Annotated in this window: 15 protein-coding genes; 12 read left to right on the top strand and 3 right to left on the bottom strand. The window is 25.3% G+C overall.

All coding sequences use genetic code 11. The annotated features are described in order from the left end of the window. Window positions 1–50 precede the first annotated feature (50 nt). Genes HMPREF1092_RS10165 through HMPREF1092_RS10160 form a run of 3 tightly spaced genes read left to right on the top strand, consistent with a single transcriptional unit; the run spans window position 51 to window position 2,057 of the window. Window positions 51–593 (top strand): accessory gene regulator B family protein, encoded by a 543-nt coding sequence (locus HMPREF1092_RS10165; RefSeq protein WP_040413687.1) that lies wholly within the window; start codon window positions 51–53, stop codon window positions 591–593. A 36-nt stretch (window positions 594–629) separates the two neighbouring features. Next, complete coding sequence (locus tag HMPREF1092_RS17210) at window positions 630–767, top strand: hypothetical protein (RefSeq protein WP_002598586.1); 138 nt, start codon at window positions 630–632, stop codon at window positions 765–767. 3 nt (window positions 768–770) lie between these two features. Further along, a complete protein-coding gene (locus HMPREF1092_RS10160) occupies window positions 771–2,057 on the top strand; it encodes a GHKL domain-containing protein (protein WP_002598585.1) in 1,287 nt (428 codons plus the stop codon). Between the two features lie 149 nt (window positions 2,058–2,206). Here the strand turns inward: HMPREF1092_RS10160 and HMPREF1092_RS10155 are convergent, their stop codons facing one another. Next, window positions 2,207–3,094: a 5'-nucleotidase, lipoprotein e(P4) family gene (locus tag HMPREF1092_RS10155; RefSeq protein WP_002598584.1), complete on the bottom strand. Its 888-nt coding sequence runs from the start codon at window positions 3,092–3,094 to the stop codon at window positions 2,207–2,209. Window positions 3,095–3,300: 206 nt separating this feature from the next. On the opposite strand from HMPREF1092_RS10155, the gene HMPREF1092_RS16530 reads away from it, so the two are divergent. Beyond that, window positions 3,301–4,086 carry a conserved phage C-terminal domain-containing protein gene (locus HMPREF1092_RS16530; RefSeq protein ID WP_002598583.1) on the top strand — a complete coding sequence of 262 codons (786 nt, stop codon included), beginning with the start codon at window positions 3,301–3,303 and terminating at the stop codon, window positions 4,084–4,086. A 208-nt stretch (window positions 4,087–4,294) separates the two neighbouring features. Further along, complete coding sequence (locus HMPREF1092_RS10145) at window positions 4,295–5,563, top strand: replicative DNA helicase (protein ID WP_040413686.1); 1,269 nt, start codon at window positions 4,295–4,297, stop codon at window positions 5,561–5,563. A 138-nt stretch (window positions 5,564–5,701) separates the two neighbouring features. Here HMPREF1092_RS10145 and HMPREF1092_RS10140 read toward each other — a convergent pair whose 3' ends face one another. Continuing rightward, the gene (locus HMPREF1092_RS10140; RefSeq protein WP_002598581.1) at window positions 5,702–6,298 is read right to left on the bottom strand and encodes a nitroreductase family protein; all 597 of its coding nucleotides are present in this window, start codon (window positions 6,296–6,298) and stop codon (window positions 5,702–5,704) included. A gap of 34 nt (window positions 6,299–6,332) precedes the next feature. After that, complete coding sequence (locus HMPREF1092_RS16525; protein ID WP_002598580.1) at window positions 6,333–7,016, bottom strand: TetR/AcrR family transcriptional regulator; 684 nt, start codon at window positions 7,014–7,016, stop codon at window positions 6,333–6,335. Between the two features lie 255 nt (window positions 7,017–7,271). On the opposite strand from HMPREF1092_RS16525, the gene HMPREF1092_RS10130 reads away from it, so the two are divergent. The 7 genes from HMPREF1092_RS10130 (at window position 7,272) to pglX (ending at window position 17,256) form a co-directional block, all read left to right on the top strand. Beyond that, window positions 7,272–7,652: a hypothetical protein gene (locus HMPREF1092_RS10130; protein ID WP_002598579.1), complete on the top strand. Its 381-nt coding sequence runs from the start codon at window positions 7,272–7,274 to the stop codon at window positions 7,650–7,652. 297 nt (window positions 7,653–7,949) lie between these two features. Beyond that, window positions 7,950–8,543 (top strand): DUF1819 family protein, encoded by a 594-nt coding sequence (locus HMPREF1092_RS10125; RefSeq protein WP_002598578.1) that lies wholly within the window; start codon window positions 7,950–7,952, stop codon window positions 8,541–8,543. 25 nt (window positions 8,544–8,568) lie between these two features. After that, the gene (locus tag HMPREF1092_RS10120; protein ID WP_002598577.1) at window positions 8,569–9,150 is read left to right on the top strand and encodes a DUF1788 domain-containing protein; all 582 of its coding nucleotides are present in this window, start codon (window positions 8,569–8,571) and stop codon (window positions 9,148–9,150) included. A gap of 17 nt (window positions 9,151–9,167) precedes the next feature. Continuing rightward, window positions 9,168–12,794 (top strand): BREX system P-loop protein BrxC, encoded by a 3,627-nt coding sequence (brxC, locus tag HMPREF1092_RS10115; RefSeq protein WP_002598576.1) that lies wholly within the window; start codon window positions 9,168–9,170, stop codon window positions 12,792–12,794. Between the two features lie 71 nt (window positions 12,795–12,865). Beyond that, the gene (locus HMPREF1092_RS10110; protein ID WP_002598575.1) at window positions 12,866–13,303 is read left to right on the top strand and encodes an HI0074 family nucleotidyltransferase substrate-binding subunit; all 438 of its coding nucleotides are present in this window, start codon (window positions 12,866–12,868) and stop codon (window positions 13,301–13,303) included. Next, complete coding sequence (locus HMPREF1092_RS10105) at window positions 13,303–13,596, top strand: nucleotidyltransferase family protein (protein WP_002598574.1); 294 nt, start codon at window positions 13,303–13,305, stop codon at window positions 13,594–13,596. The genes HMPREF1092_RS10110 and HMPREF1092_RS10105 overlap by 1 nt, the downstream gene beginning before the upstream one ends. A gap of 18 nt (window positions 13,597–13,614) precedes the next feature. Next, window positions 13,615–17,256 (top strand): BREX-1 system adenine-specific DNA-methyltransferase PglX, encoded by a 3,642-nt coding sequence (gene pglX / locus HMPREF1092_RS10100; protein WP_002598573.1) that lies wholly within the window; start codon window positions 13,615–13,617, stop codon window positions 17,254–17,256. Window positions 17,257–17,407: the final 151 nt, after the last annotated feature.

Genomic DNA, 17,407 nt, shown 5'->3' with positions numbered 1-17,407 from the left:
TAAGTAAATGGGGTGATGAAATTAATATTAAAAAATTTAATTCACACGAATTGTCCAAGTTTATAATAAAGCATATTGAAAAATTTATAGATGAAGAAGTTTATTCAATATCAAAAGTTAGACTTGGAATAGAAATTATGCTAATTAACATAAGTAAATTTATAGTTTTATTTATAACAGCATACTTACTTAATGTACTTGTTCAGACAATAATAGTTTTAATAGGATTTGCTTTTATTAGAAGAACTGGTGGAGGAATTCATGCAAAAACAAGTTTTAGATGTACAGTATTTTCAGTTGGGGGATTGGTCTTAGGAGCTATAGTGGCTTTAAGGTTAAACTTAAATATTGGGATATATTTAATAGCATTAATTATTTTTAATATTATAGTTTATAAATATGCTCCAAGAGATACTGAAAAAAATCCTATAAAAGATAGTAAAAAGAGGATTAGATTAAGAAATATAACTTTAAGAAATATGAATTTATTAGCCTTAGCCTCTTTATTTTTTGATAAAAAGGTTATATCATTAATCTTCATTGGATTTTTACTAGCAATAATTACGATTTTACCTATGAATAAAAATTCATAGATTAAAATAAAAAAATTATTTGGGGGGAACTAGAAAATGAGAGAAGATTTATTAAAAAAAGTTTGTTCAAAATTTGCAAAGGTTGCAGAAAAGAGTGTGGACGATAACCCAGTATCATATTCACCATTTCTTTTTGGATATGAAATAGAATTAGAAGAAAAAGAAGAAAAATAAAAAATGAAAATATTTGAAGTAAGTGTATCTGTAGCATATATATATTTATTAATATTTTTATCTAAGGCTATAAACCTAAAAATGATTGATTATATAAAAAATATTATAATCACAATATTAGTAGGTGTTATATTTTATGAGATAAATAAAATAGCATGTATTATTTCAATTTTAGTGATATTGATATACTTAATAGGTAAGGTTGATAAAAATTATAAAAAAAGCTTATTTGTAAGTCTTATTGCTATAATTATACAGGCTATTTGCTCTTACTTCGTTGGAAGTGTCTTAGAGACACTTCCATTGTATCAATCATTATTTGATACTTTATTTGGGGTTATAATTTCTTATAGTGTTTTAGGAGTTGTTATATTTGGATTAGGTATAGTTATCTTTGAAATAGTTAATATAAGAGATATAGACTTTAAAGAAAATAACTTTTATATAAACAGTGTTATAGCGATTTTTATAGTGTTTTGTGCTATAGTTTATTACAATATTTATAGTCTACAATCTCAATCTTTAACAGTTACAGGGAAATATACAATACTAATTATTTTAATATCTCTTATTGTAATACTATCCTTATTTGTTGGAATAAAAGGGTTTTATAATGATAGAGATTTAAAAATAAAAAATAATGAGCTTAAAGCACTACAAAATTATATTAATGAAACAGAAGATGCTTATTTAGAAATGAGAAAATTTAAGCATGATTATATAAATATCCTTTCATCAATTGCGGGCTATATATGTGATGAAGATATGAAAGGATTAGAAGATTATTTTAATAAAAAAATAGCTCCTTTAAATAGGACGTTAGAAAATGAAAGTTTAAAACTAGCAAGTTTAAAAAATGTAAAGGCTACAGAAATAAAGGGAATATTAACAATAAAAACAATACAAGCTCAAAATAAGGGGATAAATATTGATATCGAAATCTTAGAAGAAATAGAATCTATAAGTTGGGATACAATATTAGCTTGTAGAGGAATCGGAATTTTAATGGATAATGCCATAGAAGCAGCAGAAGAATGCAATTATAAAAAAATAAATTTAGCGTTAATAAAAAAAGAAAAATCTAAGATAATTATTATTCAAAATACATATAAAGATAAAAATATCAACTTAAAGAAGATATATGAGCAATCTTATTCAACCAAAGGAAATGATAGAGGACTTGGTCTATCAACACTAAAAGAAAGCATTAGCAAAGCTAATAATATAATTTTAGATACAAAAATAAGTGAAGAATTCTTCACACAAATAATAACAATACAAGATATGTAATTCTTACTACAAAATTAAATTGTGTAAAATAAGTGAGCTTTTGCTCACTTATTTTTTTTATAAAAAAAGTAAGATATATTTTTATACCTTACTTTTTCACAGAATTTTAAATACATGGTATTAATTAAATTTTATAATATGTATTATTTTTATGCTTTATTGTGATATACTTTTCCAGTTGTAGGATTAAAAGTTTCTATTCCTTTATTAAACACCTCAACTTGTTGAGAATTAGTTAATTTTTTATCATCATCTAATGCTCCAATATAGTTACCGTAAATAGGATTTGGGATAGCTATAAATTTAGAACCCCAATCATTTTTATATTCAGTAACTTGTTGTTTTTCTTCAGCACTATTACCATGGAACATAGAGCCCATATCAGATAATTGGTCTCCAACAAACATAACTACATCATATTTTTTTTCAATTTCATCAAAAGTTGGTTGCTTGCTATTTTGACCAGAAGGTAATAATATAACATGTCCTGGTTCATTTGCTTGTGCAAATCCAAGCTTGGTCATTTCTTCTACAGTAGGTTTTAATTCATTTTGTGATCTACCAGAAACATAGAATACTTGAACACCGTCTTTTGCTGCTTGTTGTGTAAATTCAACTGAACCTGGAATAGCAGTATCTTTTTTCTCATTAACCCATTTATCCCATATTGAATATTGGAATCCGTCATTATCATTTAGAATTTCATAGCCTTGGAATGGAGCTGTGCTAAGACAAGTTTCATCTAAATCTAATATTACTGCTTTAGGTTTTGAACTAGGTTCTTGAACCATTTTAGATAAACTTGCTGTTGCTGCATTATAAGCTTGATATTCTAATGATTCTGCTTCGCCACTATTTTCAAGCCAATTATAAGCAGCTTTCATATAATTTCCTAATGTATTATCAGTAGTTGTAGTTTTATAAGTATTTAGCTTTTTAGTATATATGTAATAAAAAGTAGCACCTGTAATTAAAGCACTAACTATAGCACCGGTTATAAAGAGAATTATACCAGTAAATATTTTTTTCTTATGCACTTTAAAAATCTCCTTAGTTTAAATTTATGTTAATGAGATTTTATCAATATAAAAAGGAATTAAAGTGAAGTTCATGTGAATTTCATGTGAAAGAAAATTAAGATTAAATTATAAAAAAAATAAAAAAATTTTTTCAAAAATTTTCTCCAAAATTTAATTTTCTGAATACTTATTATGTAGATAGAAAAATTTAGGGGGAATATAATATGAAAAAAAGTATTTTAGGATTTGATCAAGAAAAAGCATTAAAGATGGGATTAGAATTAAAGGATTTAATTATTTTAAGAGCAGTAAAAGATTTAATTGAAAGCAATGCCTTAATTAAAAGAGAGATTGATGGACAAGAATTTTATTGGATTAAAACAAGAGTTATTTTAGAGGCTTATCCAATGCTTGATATAAAAACAAGTGCTTCAGTTAGGAGAAGATTAAAGAAATTAGTTGATAGAGGACTTTTAACATATAAGCTAGTTAAAGAAAATGGAACTTTTACTTTTTATAATAAAACAAATCTTTTAGATAAACTTTTTGTTTATAACGAAAGGTTAGATTTAGCATGCAAAAAAGTAACCGATTCAAAAGAAAATAAGGGTAATAATAAAGAAGCGGGTGATTGCGATTCAAATATCAGAACAAATAATAATAATAAAAAACATAATAATAAAAAAAATAAATACAAAAAAGATTTTGCAAGAGAGGTTATAAATTATTTAAACTTAGCTTTAAAAACTAAATACAGAGAAAATTCAAAAGAGTCTTTAAATAAAATTGGAGCTTTAGTTGAAGAAGGATTTACTTTAGAGGACTTTAAGACTGTTATAAACAAAAAGAAAAAAGATTGGTCAGGAACTCCTTATGAAAAATATTTAAGACCTTCAACACTTTTTAGAAAATCAAATTTTGAAGAGTATTTAAATCAAGTGGAAACAAAGAAAAAGACAGTTTATAAGAGTGTTTATAAAGAAGCTGATTTAAGTGATTGGGATGATTAAAGTTAAGAATTAGTGATTAATAAGATTTTAAAAGAGTAGATAATATTTAAGTGATTTGAAATTTAAAAGGTGAGGACAAGCTTTGGTTAAAGATAAAAATTGAAAAAGTTAGGACAAGCTTTAGATAAAGAGAAAAATAGAATCTTGGACAAGCATTAAGTGAGTAGAAAATTTTAAAATAAGAACATCTTTAGTGAGGGGTTAAATGATGAATAATATAGAAGCTGAAATAGAGGTTTTAGGAGCAATTTTAACTGATGATAAAAATTTACCAAATTGTTTAGATGAGATAAATGAAGAGGATTTTTATTTAGAAAGACACAAAATTTTATTTAGAAAAATGAAAGAGCTTTATGCTGTTGGGAAAAGAGTTAATTTAATAAATATAGTAAATTATATTGGGAAAGAAAAAATAATAGAATTTGGTGGGGTAAGCTATATTTCAAGTCTTATAGAAGGTGGAAGAAATTTAGATATAAAGTCTTATTTAGAAATAATAAAAGAGTGTAGCTTAAAAAGAAAATTAAAAGTAAGTCTAGAAAAAAGTTTAGAAGCTCTTATAAAAGGAGAAGAAGATTTAAGTGCTATAAAAACGAGAATATATAAGGGATTAGAAACTGGAGATGAAATAAAAAGAAATATTTTAGAAGATAAGGATTTAATGTTTAAAACTTTAGAAGAAATAGAAAATAGATTTAATAAAGGTGGAGAAGTTTTAGGAATGGAAACAGGCTATAAATCTTTAGATAGACTTTTAAATGGACTTAAAAAAGGAGAGCTTGTAATTCTTGCAGGAAGACCAGCAATGGGGAAAACAGTAACAGCTTTAAATATTATGGATGGACTAGCTGATAGAGGCTATAAGGTTTTATTAAATGAATTAGAAATGACAGAAGAAGCAATAGGAATGAGAAGGCTAGCTTATAGAACAAATACAAAAAGTATAGCGATTCAAAATGGAAGATTAACAGAAGAAGAGTTTATAAAAATAACAAATGAGTATAGTCTTTTATCAAAGAGAGGAAATGTTTATACAGATTGTAGTTATAATCAAACCTTAATGTCTATAATGTCTAGAGCAAAAGTTTTAAAAGAAACAAAAGGTTTAGATGTGCTTATAATAGATTATTTAGGACTTATGGAAATGAAAATAAAAGATACAAGAGCAAATGCAGTTGGAGAAATAACTAGAGGATTAAAAATACTAGCAAAAAAGCTAGATATAAATATAATTTTACTTTGCCAACTTTCAAGAAACGTAGAAGGAAGAATGGACAAAAGACCAATGCTTTCAGATTTAAGAGACAGTGGAAGTATAGAGCAAGATGCAGATGTAGTTATTTTTACTTATAGAGACAGTTATTACAATAAAGAAGTAACAGAGGAAGAAATAGAACTTATAGTTGCTAAAAATAGAAATGGAAAAGATGGAATAGTTAAATTTAAGTTTTATGGAGAGTATCAAAAGATTGCTTAAAAATAAATTGATTGATAAAGGTTTAATTAGGATTTTTTATTTAAAATAATATATAAGAATATTAATAAAGATTCTATTAGGATTTTAAATCAAAATATTATGAAAAAAGTGGACAAGTATAAACTGTCCACTTTTTTATTAGTCTAATATGTATGTTACAGTGTTTTCTCTTCTAGCTGATGCTTTAGAACTTTCATTTTTCTTATGTCCTATTATGATAGCATGAGTTGGAATATAGTTTTCTGGGATTTGGAATTTTTCAGAGTATTCTTTTCCTTTTTCTTTATCAAATTTAAATAAGTTCTTTACAAAACTTGCCCAACAAGAACCTAAACCAAAAGATTCTGCAGCTAACATTAAGTTTTGTGAAGCTACTGCACAGTCATCTTGACTAGTTATATCAGTTGTATCTTTTGAGATTAATATAGCTACTGGTGCATTATAAAAAGTATTGAAAGCATCATTGTTTGCTCTAGAAATTAAAGTTTTTAATGTTTTTTCATCAGAAATTTCTTCAGGAGCATATTTTTTTATAGCATTTTTAGTATCTTCATCTAATTGTTTTAATATATTTTCATTTTGGATAACTGTAAAGTGCCATAATTGTTTGTTTTTGCTGCTAGGTGCATGAAGACCAGCTTTAACTATTTCTTTTAATATTTCTACATCTACTTTTTCTTCTGTAAATATTCTTGTACTTCTTCTATTTAATATATTTTCTATTACTTGATTCATATTGAATTCTCCTTTTCTTTTGTAAAATTTTTTATTACTTATAAAGACTTTTCTTTAAAAATAATATATAGTCATCTAGTGCTGTGTTTATAGGTTCATGGTTTATGATTTTACGCATATAACCATTTGTAACCCACTTCATAATATCTAAAAGTATATTAATATCAACGTCTTCTTTAAATTTACTCATATCAGATTTATTAATGATAGAAGTTATAAGCTTATCAACAAAGTTTTTTCTTAATCTTTTTAAGTCAGAATTTAACTCTTTATCATCATTAGAATTAAAGCCATTAGTTATAGAAAAAATCTCAGGATGTCTAGTTATTAATTTATCTATATCAACTTCATTTAATATATCCTCATTTTCATTAGAATCAGATTCATTTAAAAATAAAAACATTTCAGGATGTCTTTTCATTAAATTAATTCTTCTGTGTTGATGCTCTAAAAATAATTCAAAAAAATCTTTAGTTTCGGAACAAAGCATCTTTTCTACTTCCTTCATATAGCAGTCATAACAATATTCATAAAGATATAAATATAACTCTTTTTTAGTATTAAAGTAGTAAAACAAAGAAGCTTTTGATACATCTGCACTTTTAGCAATATCATTAATTGACGTTTTAGTATAGCCATTCTTTGCAAATTCAGCTAAAGCAGAATTTATGATTTTATTTTGTTTTTCTAAAGGAATATTAAAAAATTTATCTTTCATCACTTAACCCCTAAAATAAGTTTTGACCGAATCGGTTAATTAAAGTATAAGTTTGTTGACCGAAATGGTCAATACAGTTTTTAAATTTTTAAAAGTTTGTTTAAAGAGAACAAAAAAATTAATTTATTATATGATTTGATTAATTTAAAAAAATTAGTCATAAGAGAGAATTAAATTTCATATATTTATTCCATAGAGCTTAGAAATTAGGGGCTATAAATTAAAGACTTTTAAATATAGAAACGGAGTGATTTTATGAAAATATCAAGTAAGCAAATTATTAAAAAAATAAATGAGGAGTTTGCAAATACTTATAAAGCTCATAGATGCTTTATTAATTCAGGTGTTTTATGGGACAAGTGTATTGAAACAATAAAAGATGAAGAGTTACTTAATCACATAATATTCTGCAATGATGTATTAAAAATTCCACCAGTTAAAGTATTTTTACTTACTTGTGATGAGGATTTTAGTAATTTAACAGACTTTGATAAAACCTGCTTAGGAGCATTTTGGGGATTTGTATTCAAATTTGCATTAGGGTATGATAATCAAAAAAGTACATCAATATTAACAAAAGGAATAAAAACAGCAACATATTTTTATGATAAAAAGTTAGAAGTAGTGAATGCTTAGGAAGAAAAATAATTAAAGGATAATAAAATGAATGTTAAAGTAAAAGATGCTGAGCTTAGTAGGCTTGGCATCTTTTTTAGTCAATTTTATTAAAACAAAGCATTTGGTATACAAAAATATTTAATTAGAGTGGTGAATATAAAATTTATTAAAAGGAAATACTTTCTTAAAATATATAGGGATTAAAATTTTGATGATATATTATAATATTTTTATTTAAAAATATAACAATTCATATTTTTTTTACTAGATGGTATAATAAATAATAAAAACTGGACCACGGAGGAATAAATTATTATGGAATATAAGTCTACAATTAAATCTAGACCATATCTTTACAAACAAACAAAAAAGGCATCAGCTCTTATAAATCAAGGAATGGAAGTTGATTGCTTAAAAGAAAAATCTTTAGAAGAAAATATTTTTCAATTAGAAAGCGAAGCCAGAAAGAAAGAAATTGCATCAATAATTATTTCTAGATTAAGTGGTGTTGATAAATATATCATAGATAAAATTGAAAATAGTAATATAGAAACATCAAAAATTTTAGTATTATATACAATAATAAAAAATGACAGATTATTTTTTGAGTTTATAAATGAAGTATATAGAGAAAAAATTTTATTAAAAGATTTATATATAAGAGATAAAGATTTTAGTAACTTTTTTCAAAGTAAAAAAGAACAAAGTGAAAAAGTTGCATCTTGGTCAGAATATACTTTTAAAAAATTAAAGCAAGTATATATAAGGATACTTTTTGAAAGTGGACTTATAGCAAATCAAAAAGGTGATAGAGAAATAAGAATGCCTATTATAGATTATGATGTTAAAGAGTATTTATATAAAATTGGTGAAAAAGCCTATATAAATGCAATTTTAGGGATAGTATAATAAATTTTATAGGTGGTAATGAAAGATGAAAGATATATATCAAAGATTAGATGAAATATTACCTAAAATAGTTCAACCTGATTTTAGAAAAAATAAGGGATTAGGAAATGAAATAGGGTTTTATGTATTTGATTATAATGCAGAACATGAGCTTTTAGTTAGAGATAGAGTTAAATTTATTAAAGAAAAGGCTAAAAGTGCTTATGGTTTAAATATTATAGAGTTTGATCTTTATGAAGTTATTTTAGAAATATTAGAGTCAAAAGGATATTTAAAAAAGAACTTTGAAATGGAACAAAAAAAGAATAGTGAATATGTTTTTAATGCGACTAGAAAGACATTAAGGCTTACTTTAGATAATGATTTAGTTGTTCAATATATTAAAGAAAGATTAGATGGTAATGACATAGTTTTTTTAACTGGTATAGGTAAAGCATGGCCTATAGTAAGATCACATACTATTTTAAATAATCTTCATAGAGTAGTTGAAGAGCAACCTCTTATAATGTTTTTTCCAGGAACATATAATGGAGGCACATTAATGCTTTTTGATCACTTAAAAGATGATAATTATTATAGGGCATTTGAATTAATAGATAAATATTAAATTTGGGGGGAATATATATGGATATTAAATTAAAAGAAATGTTTTATAAACCAATTGATAGAGATATCAAAGGAGTTATTAAGGTTGGTCAGGCTGATAATGAAAATATAAAACAAGAATTAGAAGAGTATGTTGTAACTGGTGAGTTAAATAAACATATAGATAGATTTTTTGAAGCTTATAAATCTGGTGTAGTAGGACATACAGATAAAAATGCAGTATGGATATCAGGATTCTTTGGAAGTGGTAAATCTCACTTTTTAAAGATTCTTTCTTATTTATTAGAAAATAGAATTATTGATGGAAAAAATGCTATTAATTATTTTGATGATAAAGGATTAGATAGCGTTATTTTGGAGAATATGAAACAAGCTGGAGATGTATCTAGTGATGTTATTCTATTTAATATAGATTCTAAATCAGATTCTGATAATAAAAATAGTAAAAATGCTATTGTTAATGTATTTAATAAAGTATTTAATGAAATGCAAGGCTTTTGTGGGTCAATGCCTTGGCTTGCTGATTTAGAAAGACAAATGGCTAAAGATGGTGTATATGAAAACTTTAAAAGAGAGTTTGAAGAAATTTCAGGAAATTCATGGATAGAAGCGAGAGAAGACTTTTATTATGAAGAAGATGCAATTATTGAAGCTTTAGCTAAAACAACTAAAATGAGTGAAGAAGCAGCAAAAAATTGGTATGAAAAATGCCAAGATAATTATTCACTTAGTATTGAAAAATTTGCAAAAAGAGTAAAAGAATATTGTGATTCAAAAGGTCAAAACCATCATGTTATATTTTTAGTAGATGAAATTGGTCAATATATTGGAGATAGTAGGGACTTAATGCTAAATTTACAGACAGTAGTAGAAGATTTAGGTACTGCTTGTGGAGGAAAATGTTTTGTTATAGTAACATCTCAAGAAGGTTTAGATGAGTTTGCAGTTGTAAAAGGAAGCGATTTTTCAAAAATTCAAGGAAGATTCGATACAAGATTATCTCTTTCATCTGCAAATGTTGATGAAGTTATTAAAAAGCGTATCCTTAGAAAAAAAGAAAATGCTACAAGTCATCTAAAAGCATTATATGAGCAAAAAGAATCTATAATAAAGAATCTTTTAACTTTTACGTCAGATACAGCAGAAATGAAGTTATATAAAAATTCTGAAGATTTTGCTGAGGTTTATCCATTTATACCATATCAATTTAATTTACTACAAGCAGCTTTTAATGGAGTAAGGGAACATGGAGCATCAGGTAAGAGTTTATCAAAAGGTGAAAGATCACTTTTAGGAGCTTATCAACAAGTTGCTATTGAATATATGGATAGTAATTCAAATATATTAGTACCATTCTCAGCATTTTATAAGACAATAGAAACATTCCTAGATTCATCAATAAGATCAGTAATTATAAAAGCAGAAAAAAATGAAAATTTAGATCCTTTTGATATAGAAGTATTAAAGTTATTATTCTTGGTTAAATATGTAAAAGAAATTAAAGCTAATATAAATAATTTAGCAACTTTACTAGTAGATAATATAGATGCATCACAAAAAGAATTAAAAGATAAAGTTAAAGAGTCATTAAAGAAATTAATTAGAGAAACTTTAGTTCAAAAAAATGGTGATGAATATATTTTTCTAACAAATGATGAGCAAGATGTTAATAAAGAAATTAAAAATATGTCTATTGATATTGGAGAAAAAATTCAAAAGGTTTCTGAAATAATTTTTGATGATATATATGGAGAATCTAAATTTAGTTATTCTAAAAAATATATGTTTACTTTTAATAAAATAGTTGATGATAGAACTAGAGGACCTCAAAGCAATGAAATTGGGGTTAAGATTATAACGGCAAACTTTGATATAGTTGGAGAAACATCTCAAGTAGAATTAAAACATCTTTCAGCTAGAGAAAATAATATATTAATTAATATATCTAAATATGATAATTATTTAGAAGAAATAGAAAATGCATTAAAAATAGATGCATATTTAAGATTAAAAGGTGGTACAAAATCTACTATTGCAATAGAAGATATAAAAAGTAAAAAAAGTAGAGAAAGAGAAGAAAGAATAAAAAGAGCAAAGTTCTTAATAGAAGAAGCATTAAGAACAGCAGAAGTGTATGTTAATGGAAGTTTACTTGATGTAAAAGAAAAATCAGGTGTAGATAAAATTAATGAAGGGTTAAGAGCATTGATAGATTCTAAATATAATAAATTAAATTATATAAAAGAATTTAAGGAAAGCCCTAAAGATTTATATGATATTATGGACTCTAAATTAAATCAAATGTCTTTAATAGATAATAATCCAAATAGATTAGCAATAGATGAAATTAGAACACATATAGAAACAAGTACTTCAAGAAACTTACAAGTAACAGCTAAAACTGTAATTCAAAAGTTTTCTAATGCTCCATATGGATGGAAAGAAGTTGATATTCAAGGAATTATAGTTTCATTATTTAAAAAGCAAGATATAAAAGTATTATTAAATAATGAAGTAGTTCAACCAAATAATAGAGAAGTAGTAGCCTATGTATCAAAGAAAGATTATATAGATAGAGCAATTTTAAAAACAAGAGAAAAAGTAGCTAATAAATATATAGATGCACTTAAAGATTTAAATAAAGACCTTTTTGGATTCTCTTCAATGCCAAGTGATGAAGATGGGATGATGAGCTCATTTAAAGACTCTAGTAGAAATGAATTAGTTAAAATAGAAATGATGCTAAGAGAATTTAAATTAAAATTTAAATATCCAGGAGAAGAAACACTTAAAGAGGGAACAAAGTTATTCAAAAAAATACTAGAAATAAAAGATACTTTAGAATTCTTTAAAACTGTATATGATTTAGAAGATGATTTCTTAGACTATGTTGAGAATATAGATAATATAAAAGGATTTTTCTTTAAAGATGAAAATGGAAAAAGAAGCATAGGTGATCAAAGAAGAATCTTTGATAACGGATTAAAAACTATAGAAAATTATGAAGAAAATAAAGAATATTTATTCAATGAAGAAATAATAGAAATAATAAGAGAAATAAAAGAAATATTAAGAATGGAAAAACCTTATAGCAAAATACCACAAATTCCAATCTTAATAGAAAAATATAATAATAAAATCATAGACCTTTTAGAAGAAAAAGCAAAACCTGTAAAAGAGCTTATAGAAAATAATAAAGCAGAAGTAATACAGGTTGCAGAAGAGAATAAGTTAAGAGACAGATTTGAAATAGAAATAACAGAAAAGTTTGATGAACTAAAAAGAAGAGCAGAAAAAGCAGATAAATTTACAATACTTCCGTCCATAAAAGAAATTTCAGATAATGCAAGAATAAACTGGATAGAAAATATATTAAATGAAAAAGAAAGACAAAAAGAGAGAGAAAAGAAAGCAGAGGCAATAAAAGAAAATCAAGCAGAGTTTAAAGGGAATATAGATACAAAAGTAAAAACTATATCTTTAGAGGAAAAACCAAAAATAAGGAATAAAGCTGTAGATGTTAGAAAATTAGTTCAAGGACAAAGAGTAATAAAGAGTGAAGAGGATATAGAAATTGTTTTAAATTCACTAAGAGAAAAATTAAAACAAGAATTAGAAGAAAATACAATTTTAAATTTAGTTTAATAAAGTACTAGGTGAATATAGAAATATTCACCTAGATAACTTTTATTTTAAATATATGTGGAGGATTTTACATGAGTGGAATATTAGATAAATATGATGAATCAATTAACTTAACATATAATTATACTTATAGAATGCTTATGCATTTAAAAAACATAAAAGAAAATTACTTAAATTTAGGTAAAGTAGATGATATAACACTTGAAGTTTATAGAGATTCTATAATAAAAAAATATGAAACTTTAGAGGATTTAACATGGAAACTTTTATCTAAAATTTTTAAAGCAGATGGGTTAGATATAAATAGTCCTAGAGGTTGTTATAAACAAGCTTTTAAAGAAGGTTTAATAGAAGATATGGTGGTTTGGAATAATATTTTACTTGCCAGAAATTCTACTGCTCATATATATGATGAAGAAGATTATGAAAAAATAAAAGAGGATATTTTAAATTATTATGTAAAAGCAATAGAGGAACTTTTAAATAAAATATTTATGGAGAGATTATAATGTTTGGAATAGAAAAAAATGTATATAGGAATTTAATAGAATATTTTAAAGAAAAAAACTATATAAAAAAAGTTCTTATATTTGGGTCAAGAGCTAAAGGAAATTATAAATATAACTCTGATATAGACCTTGGAATTTTATGTGAAAGAAAATATAGAGGAACAGTTAAAGAAGACATAGATGAAATTATAGGAGTTTACTCAGCTGATATTGTATTTTTAGACAGCATGAATGAAGAAATAAAGTATCAGATAGAGAGAGATGGAATTGAAATATATATAAGTGGTGAATAGGTAAATAGGAGATGCGAAATGGATAAAAATAAGATAAAATCATTTGCTATATGGGCTAGAAGAAGTTTAATAGCTTCAGTAAGTGAGAAAGCAAATAGTATTGGAATATATGAAAATGAAATAAAAGAAGCTAAATTTGTTCAAGGGGGATTTATAGTAGAAGGTAGAGAAGATATTGTACCAGTTTCAATAGAAAATAGAAATGCTCTTATAAATCAAATAAAAGAAAAAGGCTTTGAACAAGTAATGGAAGAAATAGCTTATACTTGGTTTAATAGATTCATGGGACTTAGATACATGGAAGTTAACGATTATCTTCCATCAGGAGTTAGAATCCTTTCATCAGAAGTAGAAGGAAAAAAAGAACCAGACGTTTTAACAAAAGTTTCTGAAATTATTGAAGAATTAAATTTAAATGCTAATGAAATATATGATTTATTAGATACAGGAAATACTTTAGATAGAGAAAAAGCATATAGAATTATTCTAGTTAAGCAATGTAATGAATTAGGTAAAATAATACCTCAAATGTTTGAAAAGATAAGTGATTATACAGAACTTTTATTACCAGATAACCTATTAGAAGAAGGTTCAGTAATAAGAAAGATGGTTGAAGATATAGAAGAATCTGATTGGCTTGAAGAAGTAGAAATAATAGGATGGATGTATCAATACTATATTTCAGAAAAGAAAGATGAAGTATTTGCAGCATTAAAGAAGAATGTAAAAATAACAAAAGAAAATATACCAGCAGCAACACAGTTATTTACTCCTAAGTGGATAGTTAAGTATATGGTGGAAAACTCACTAGGAAGACTATGGCTTGAGGGTCATCCAAACGAAGAATTGCAAAAAGAATGGAAATATTACTTAGAAGAAGCAGAGCAAGAGCCAGAAGTTGAAGAAGAGTTAAAAAAAATAAGAGAAGAACATGCAAAACTAAAACCAGAAGATATAAAAGTTTTAGATCCATGTATGGGATCAGGACATATATTAGTCTATGCTTTTGATGTGCTTTATGAAATCTATAAAACAGCAGGGTATTCTGAAAGAGAAATACCTAGATTAATATTGCAAAATAATTTATATGGATTAGATATTGATGATAGAGCAGCACAATTAGCTTCATTTGCATTGATAATGAAGGCTAGACATTATAATAGGAGATTATTTAGAGAAATAGAAAGAGAACATTTGGAGCTGAATTTATGTTCAATACAAGAAAGTAATTCTATAGGAAAAGAAGAGATAGACTATTTCTGTAGCTTAAATACGGGATTAAATAATGAAGAGTTAAGAAAAGATTTAGAATATCTAGTAACTACATTTACAGATGCTAAAGAATATGGTTCAATACTTGAAGTTAAAAAGGTAAATTCTGAAGCATTAAAACAAAGATTAAAAGAGATAGAGAATGATGATAATTTGATGTTTTATGATTATAGAAAAATGCTTTTAGATAAACTTCTAATAATGATTAAACAGGCAGATATAATGAGTAGTAAATATGAGGTTTGTATAACTAATCCACCATATATGAGAAGAAGAAATATGAATTCGATTTTGTCTAGTTATATAGGAAAACAGAATTATATGGTAAAAGATGATTTTATATCTGTCTTTTTTGAAAGAGTATTTAAATATGGATATAAAAATAAATATACATCTTTAGTAACAACCCAATCTTGGTTATTTATATCATCACATGAGAAGATAAGAGAATATATTTTGAATAATAAACAAGTTAATAACATTTTACACATGGGAGAAAATGTTATGATATCATTTGGGACAGTTTCAGGTGTGTTCAGAAATATAGAAAGCAATCTTGGATATATTGGAACATATAATCAAATAAACTCTGAACAAGTATATGATGATAAACTTATAGATATTAATGATTTAGTGATAAAAAAAAGAATCTTGAATCAAGACATATTCAAAAAATTACCTAGTTATGTTTTCGCGTATTGGATAGGAAAAAAGTTGGCACTTACATTTAATAAGTCACCGTTAAGAGAAAATTGTGAGATTAGGGCTGGAATCAAGACAGGAGATAATAATGAGTTTGTAAGAGAATGGAGCGAAGTAGATATAAATGATATAAGTTTATATCCCAAAAATGCAGATGATATTATTAAGTATAACTATAAGTGGTATAAATATAATAAAGGAGGCGGATATAGAAAGTGGTATGGAAATAACTATAATATAATAAACATGAAAAATGAAGGGGAAGACATTAAAAATAAAATATCAAAGGACGTGTATAGATTAAGGGATCGTAACTTTTATTTTAAGGAGTGTGCGACTTGGTCATTGATTGGTATAGATAAATTTAGTATTAGGTTTTCTCCAAAGGGAAGTTTGTTTGATACAGCAGGTTCAAGTATTTTTTCAGAAAATATTATTTATTTGATAGGATTATTGTCTAGTAAATATGCAAATGAAATATTAAAAGCAATTAATCCAACAGTGAATTATTCTTTAGATAGTGTTGGAAGTATACCTTGTATTATAGATGAAAATAAAGATAGAGTAATGAAATTATCAAAAGTGTGTGTTAATATCTCAAAGAATGATTGGGATTCATTTGAAATATCATGGGATTTTAAAGTTCATCCATTATTAAGATTATTAGATAAAGGAGAACAATATAATTTAGAATCAGTATTTAGAATATGGGAAACGGAACGTGAAGAAGCATTTCAGAAATTAAAATATAATGAAGAAGAATTAAATAGAATATTCATTGACATATACGGATTACAAGATGAATTAACTCCAGAAGTTGAAGATAAGGATATTACCATAAGAAAAGCAGAGAGAGAAAGAGATATAAAATCATTTATTTCTTACGCTGTTGGATGTATGTTTGGTAGATACTCTATTGATGCAGAAGGTTTAATTTATGCTGGTGGAGACTTTAATGACAAGTGGAATTTTGAAAGTAATAAGGTCAGAAAGATAGAAAAAGATGAAGATGGTAATATAATATCTGATTCATGGGTTGATTCTAGATTCATGCCTGACAGAGAAAATATTATTCCTATTACAGAGGATGAGTATTTTGAAGATGATATAGTTTCGAGATTTATAGAATTTGTTAGAGTTGTTTATGGAGAAGAAACATTAGAAGAAAACTTAGATTTTATTGCAGATTCTATTGGAAGAAAAGCATCTGAAACTGCTAGACAGGCAATTAGAAGATATTTTATTAAAGATTTCTATAAAGATCATTTAAAAGTTTATCAAAAGAGACCTATATACTGGATGTTTGAATCAGGTAAGAATAATGGATTTAAATGTTTGATTTATATGCATAGATATAATGACCAAACAATTGCTAAGGTTAGAACTGATTATCTTCATATATTACAAAGAAAATATGAAGCAGAGATTAATAGGCTTCAATTAGTTCAAGATTCAGAAGAATATACTGCAAAAGATAGAACTGCGGCTAAGAAAAAAATAGACAGAATATCTAAACAAATAGAAGAATGTAGAGAATATGATGGAGTAGTTGCTTATTTAGCAAATGAAAAGATATCTATTGATTTAGATGATGGGGTTAAAGTTAATTATGCTAAATTCCAAGATGTTAAAGTTATTAATTCAAAAGATAAAGAAGTTAAAATGAATTTATTAGCAAAAATATAACTAAAATAGTAATATATAATGAGTTTAAATAAATTTATTTAATTAAATAAAAGAAAATATTGACAAATATATATTTAATATGTAAAATATAAATAACTAGGAAAATTATATAGCATATCAAGAGTTTTACTAGTTACTATAACAAGGCATT

The sequence above is a fragment of the Clostridium thermobutyricum genome (genome assembly GCF_000371465.1).
GTDB classification, from domain to species: domain Bacteria; phylum Bacillota; class Clostridia; order Clostridiales; family Clostridiaceae; genus Clostridium; species Clostridium thermobutyricum.
The sequence above is the reverse complement of the archived record's forward strand: the minus strand, read 5'-3'. Positions and strand labels throughout refer to the sequence as shown.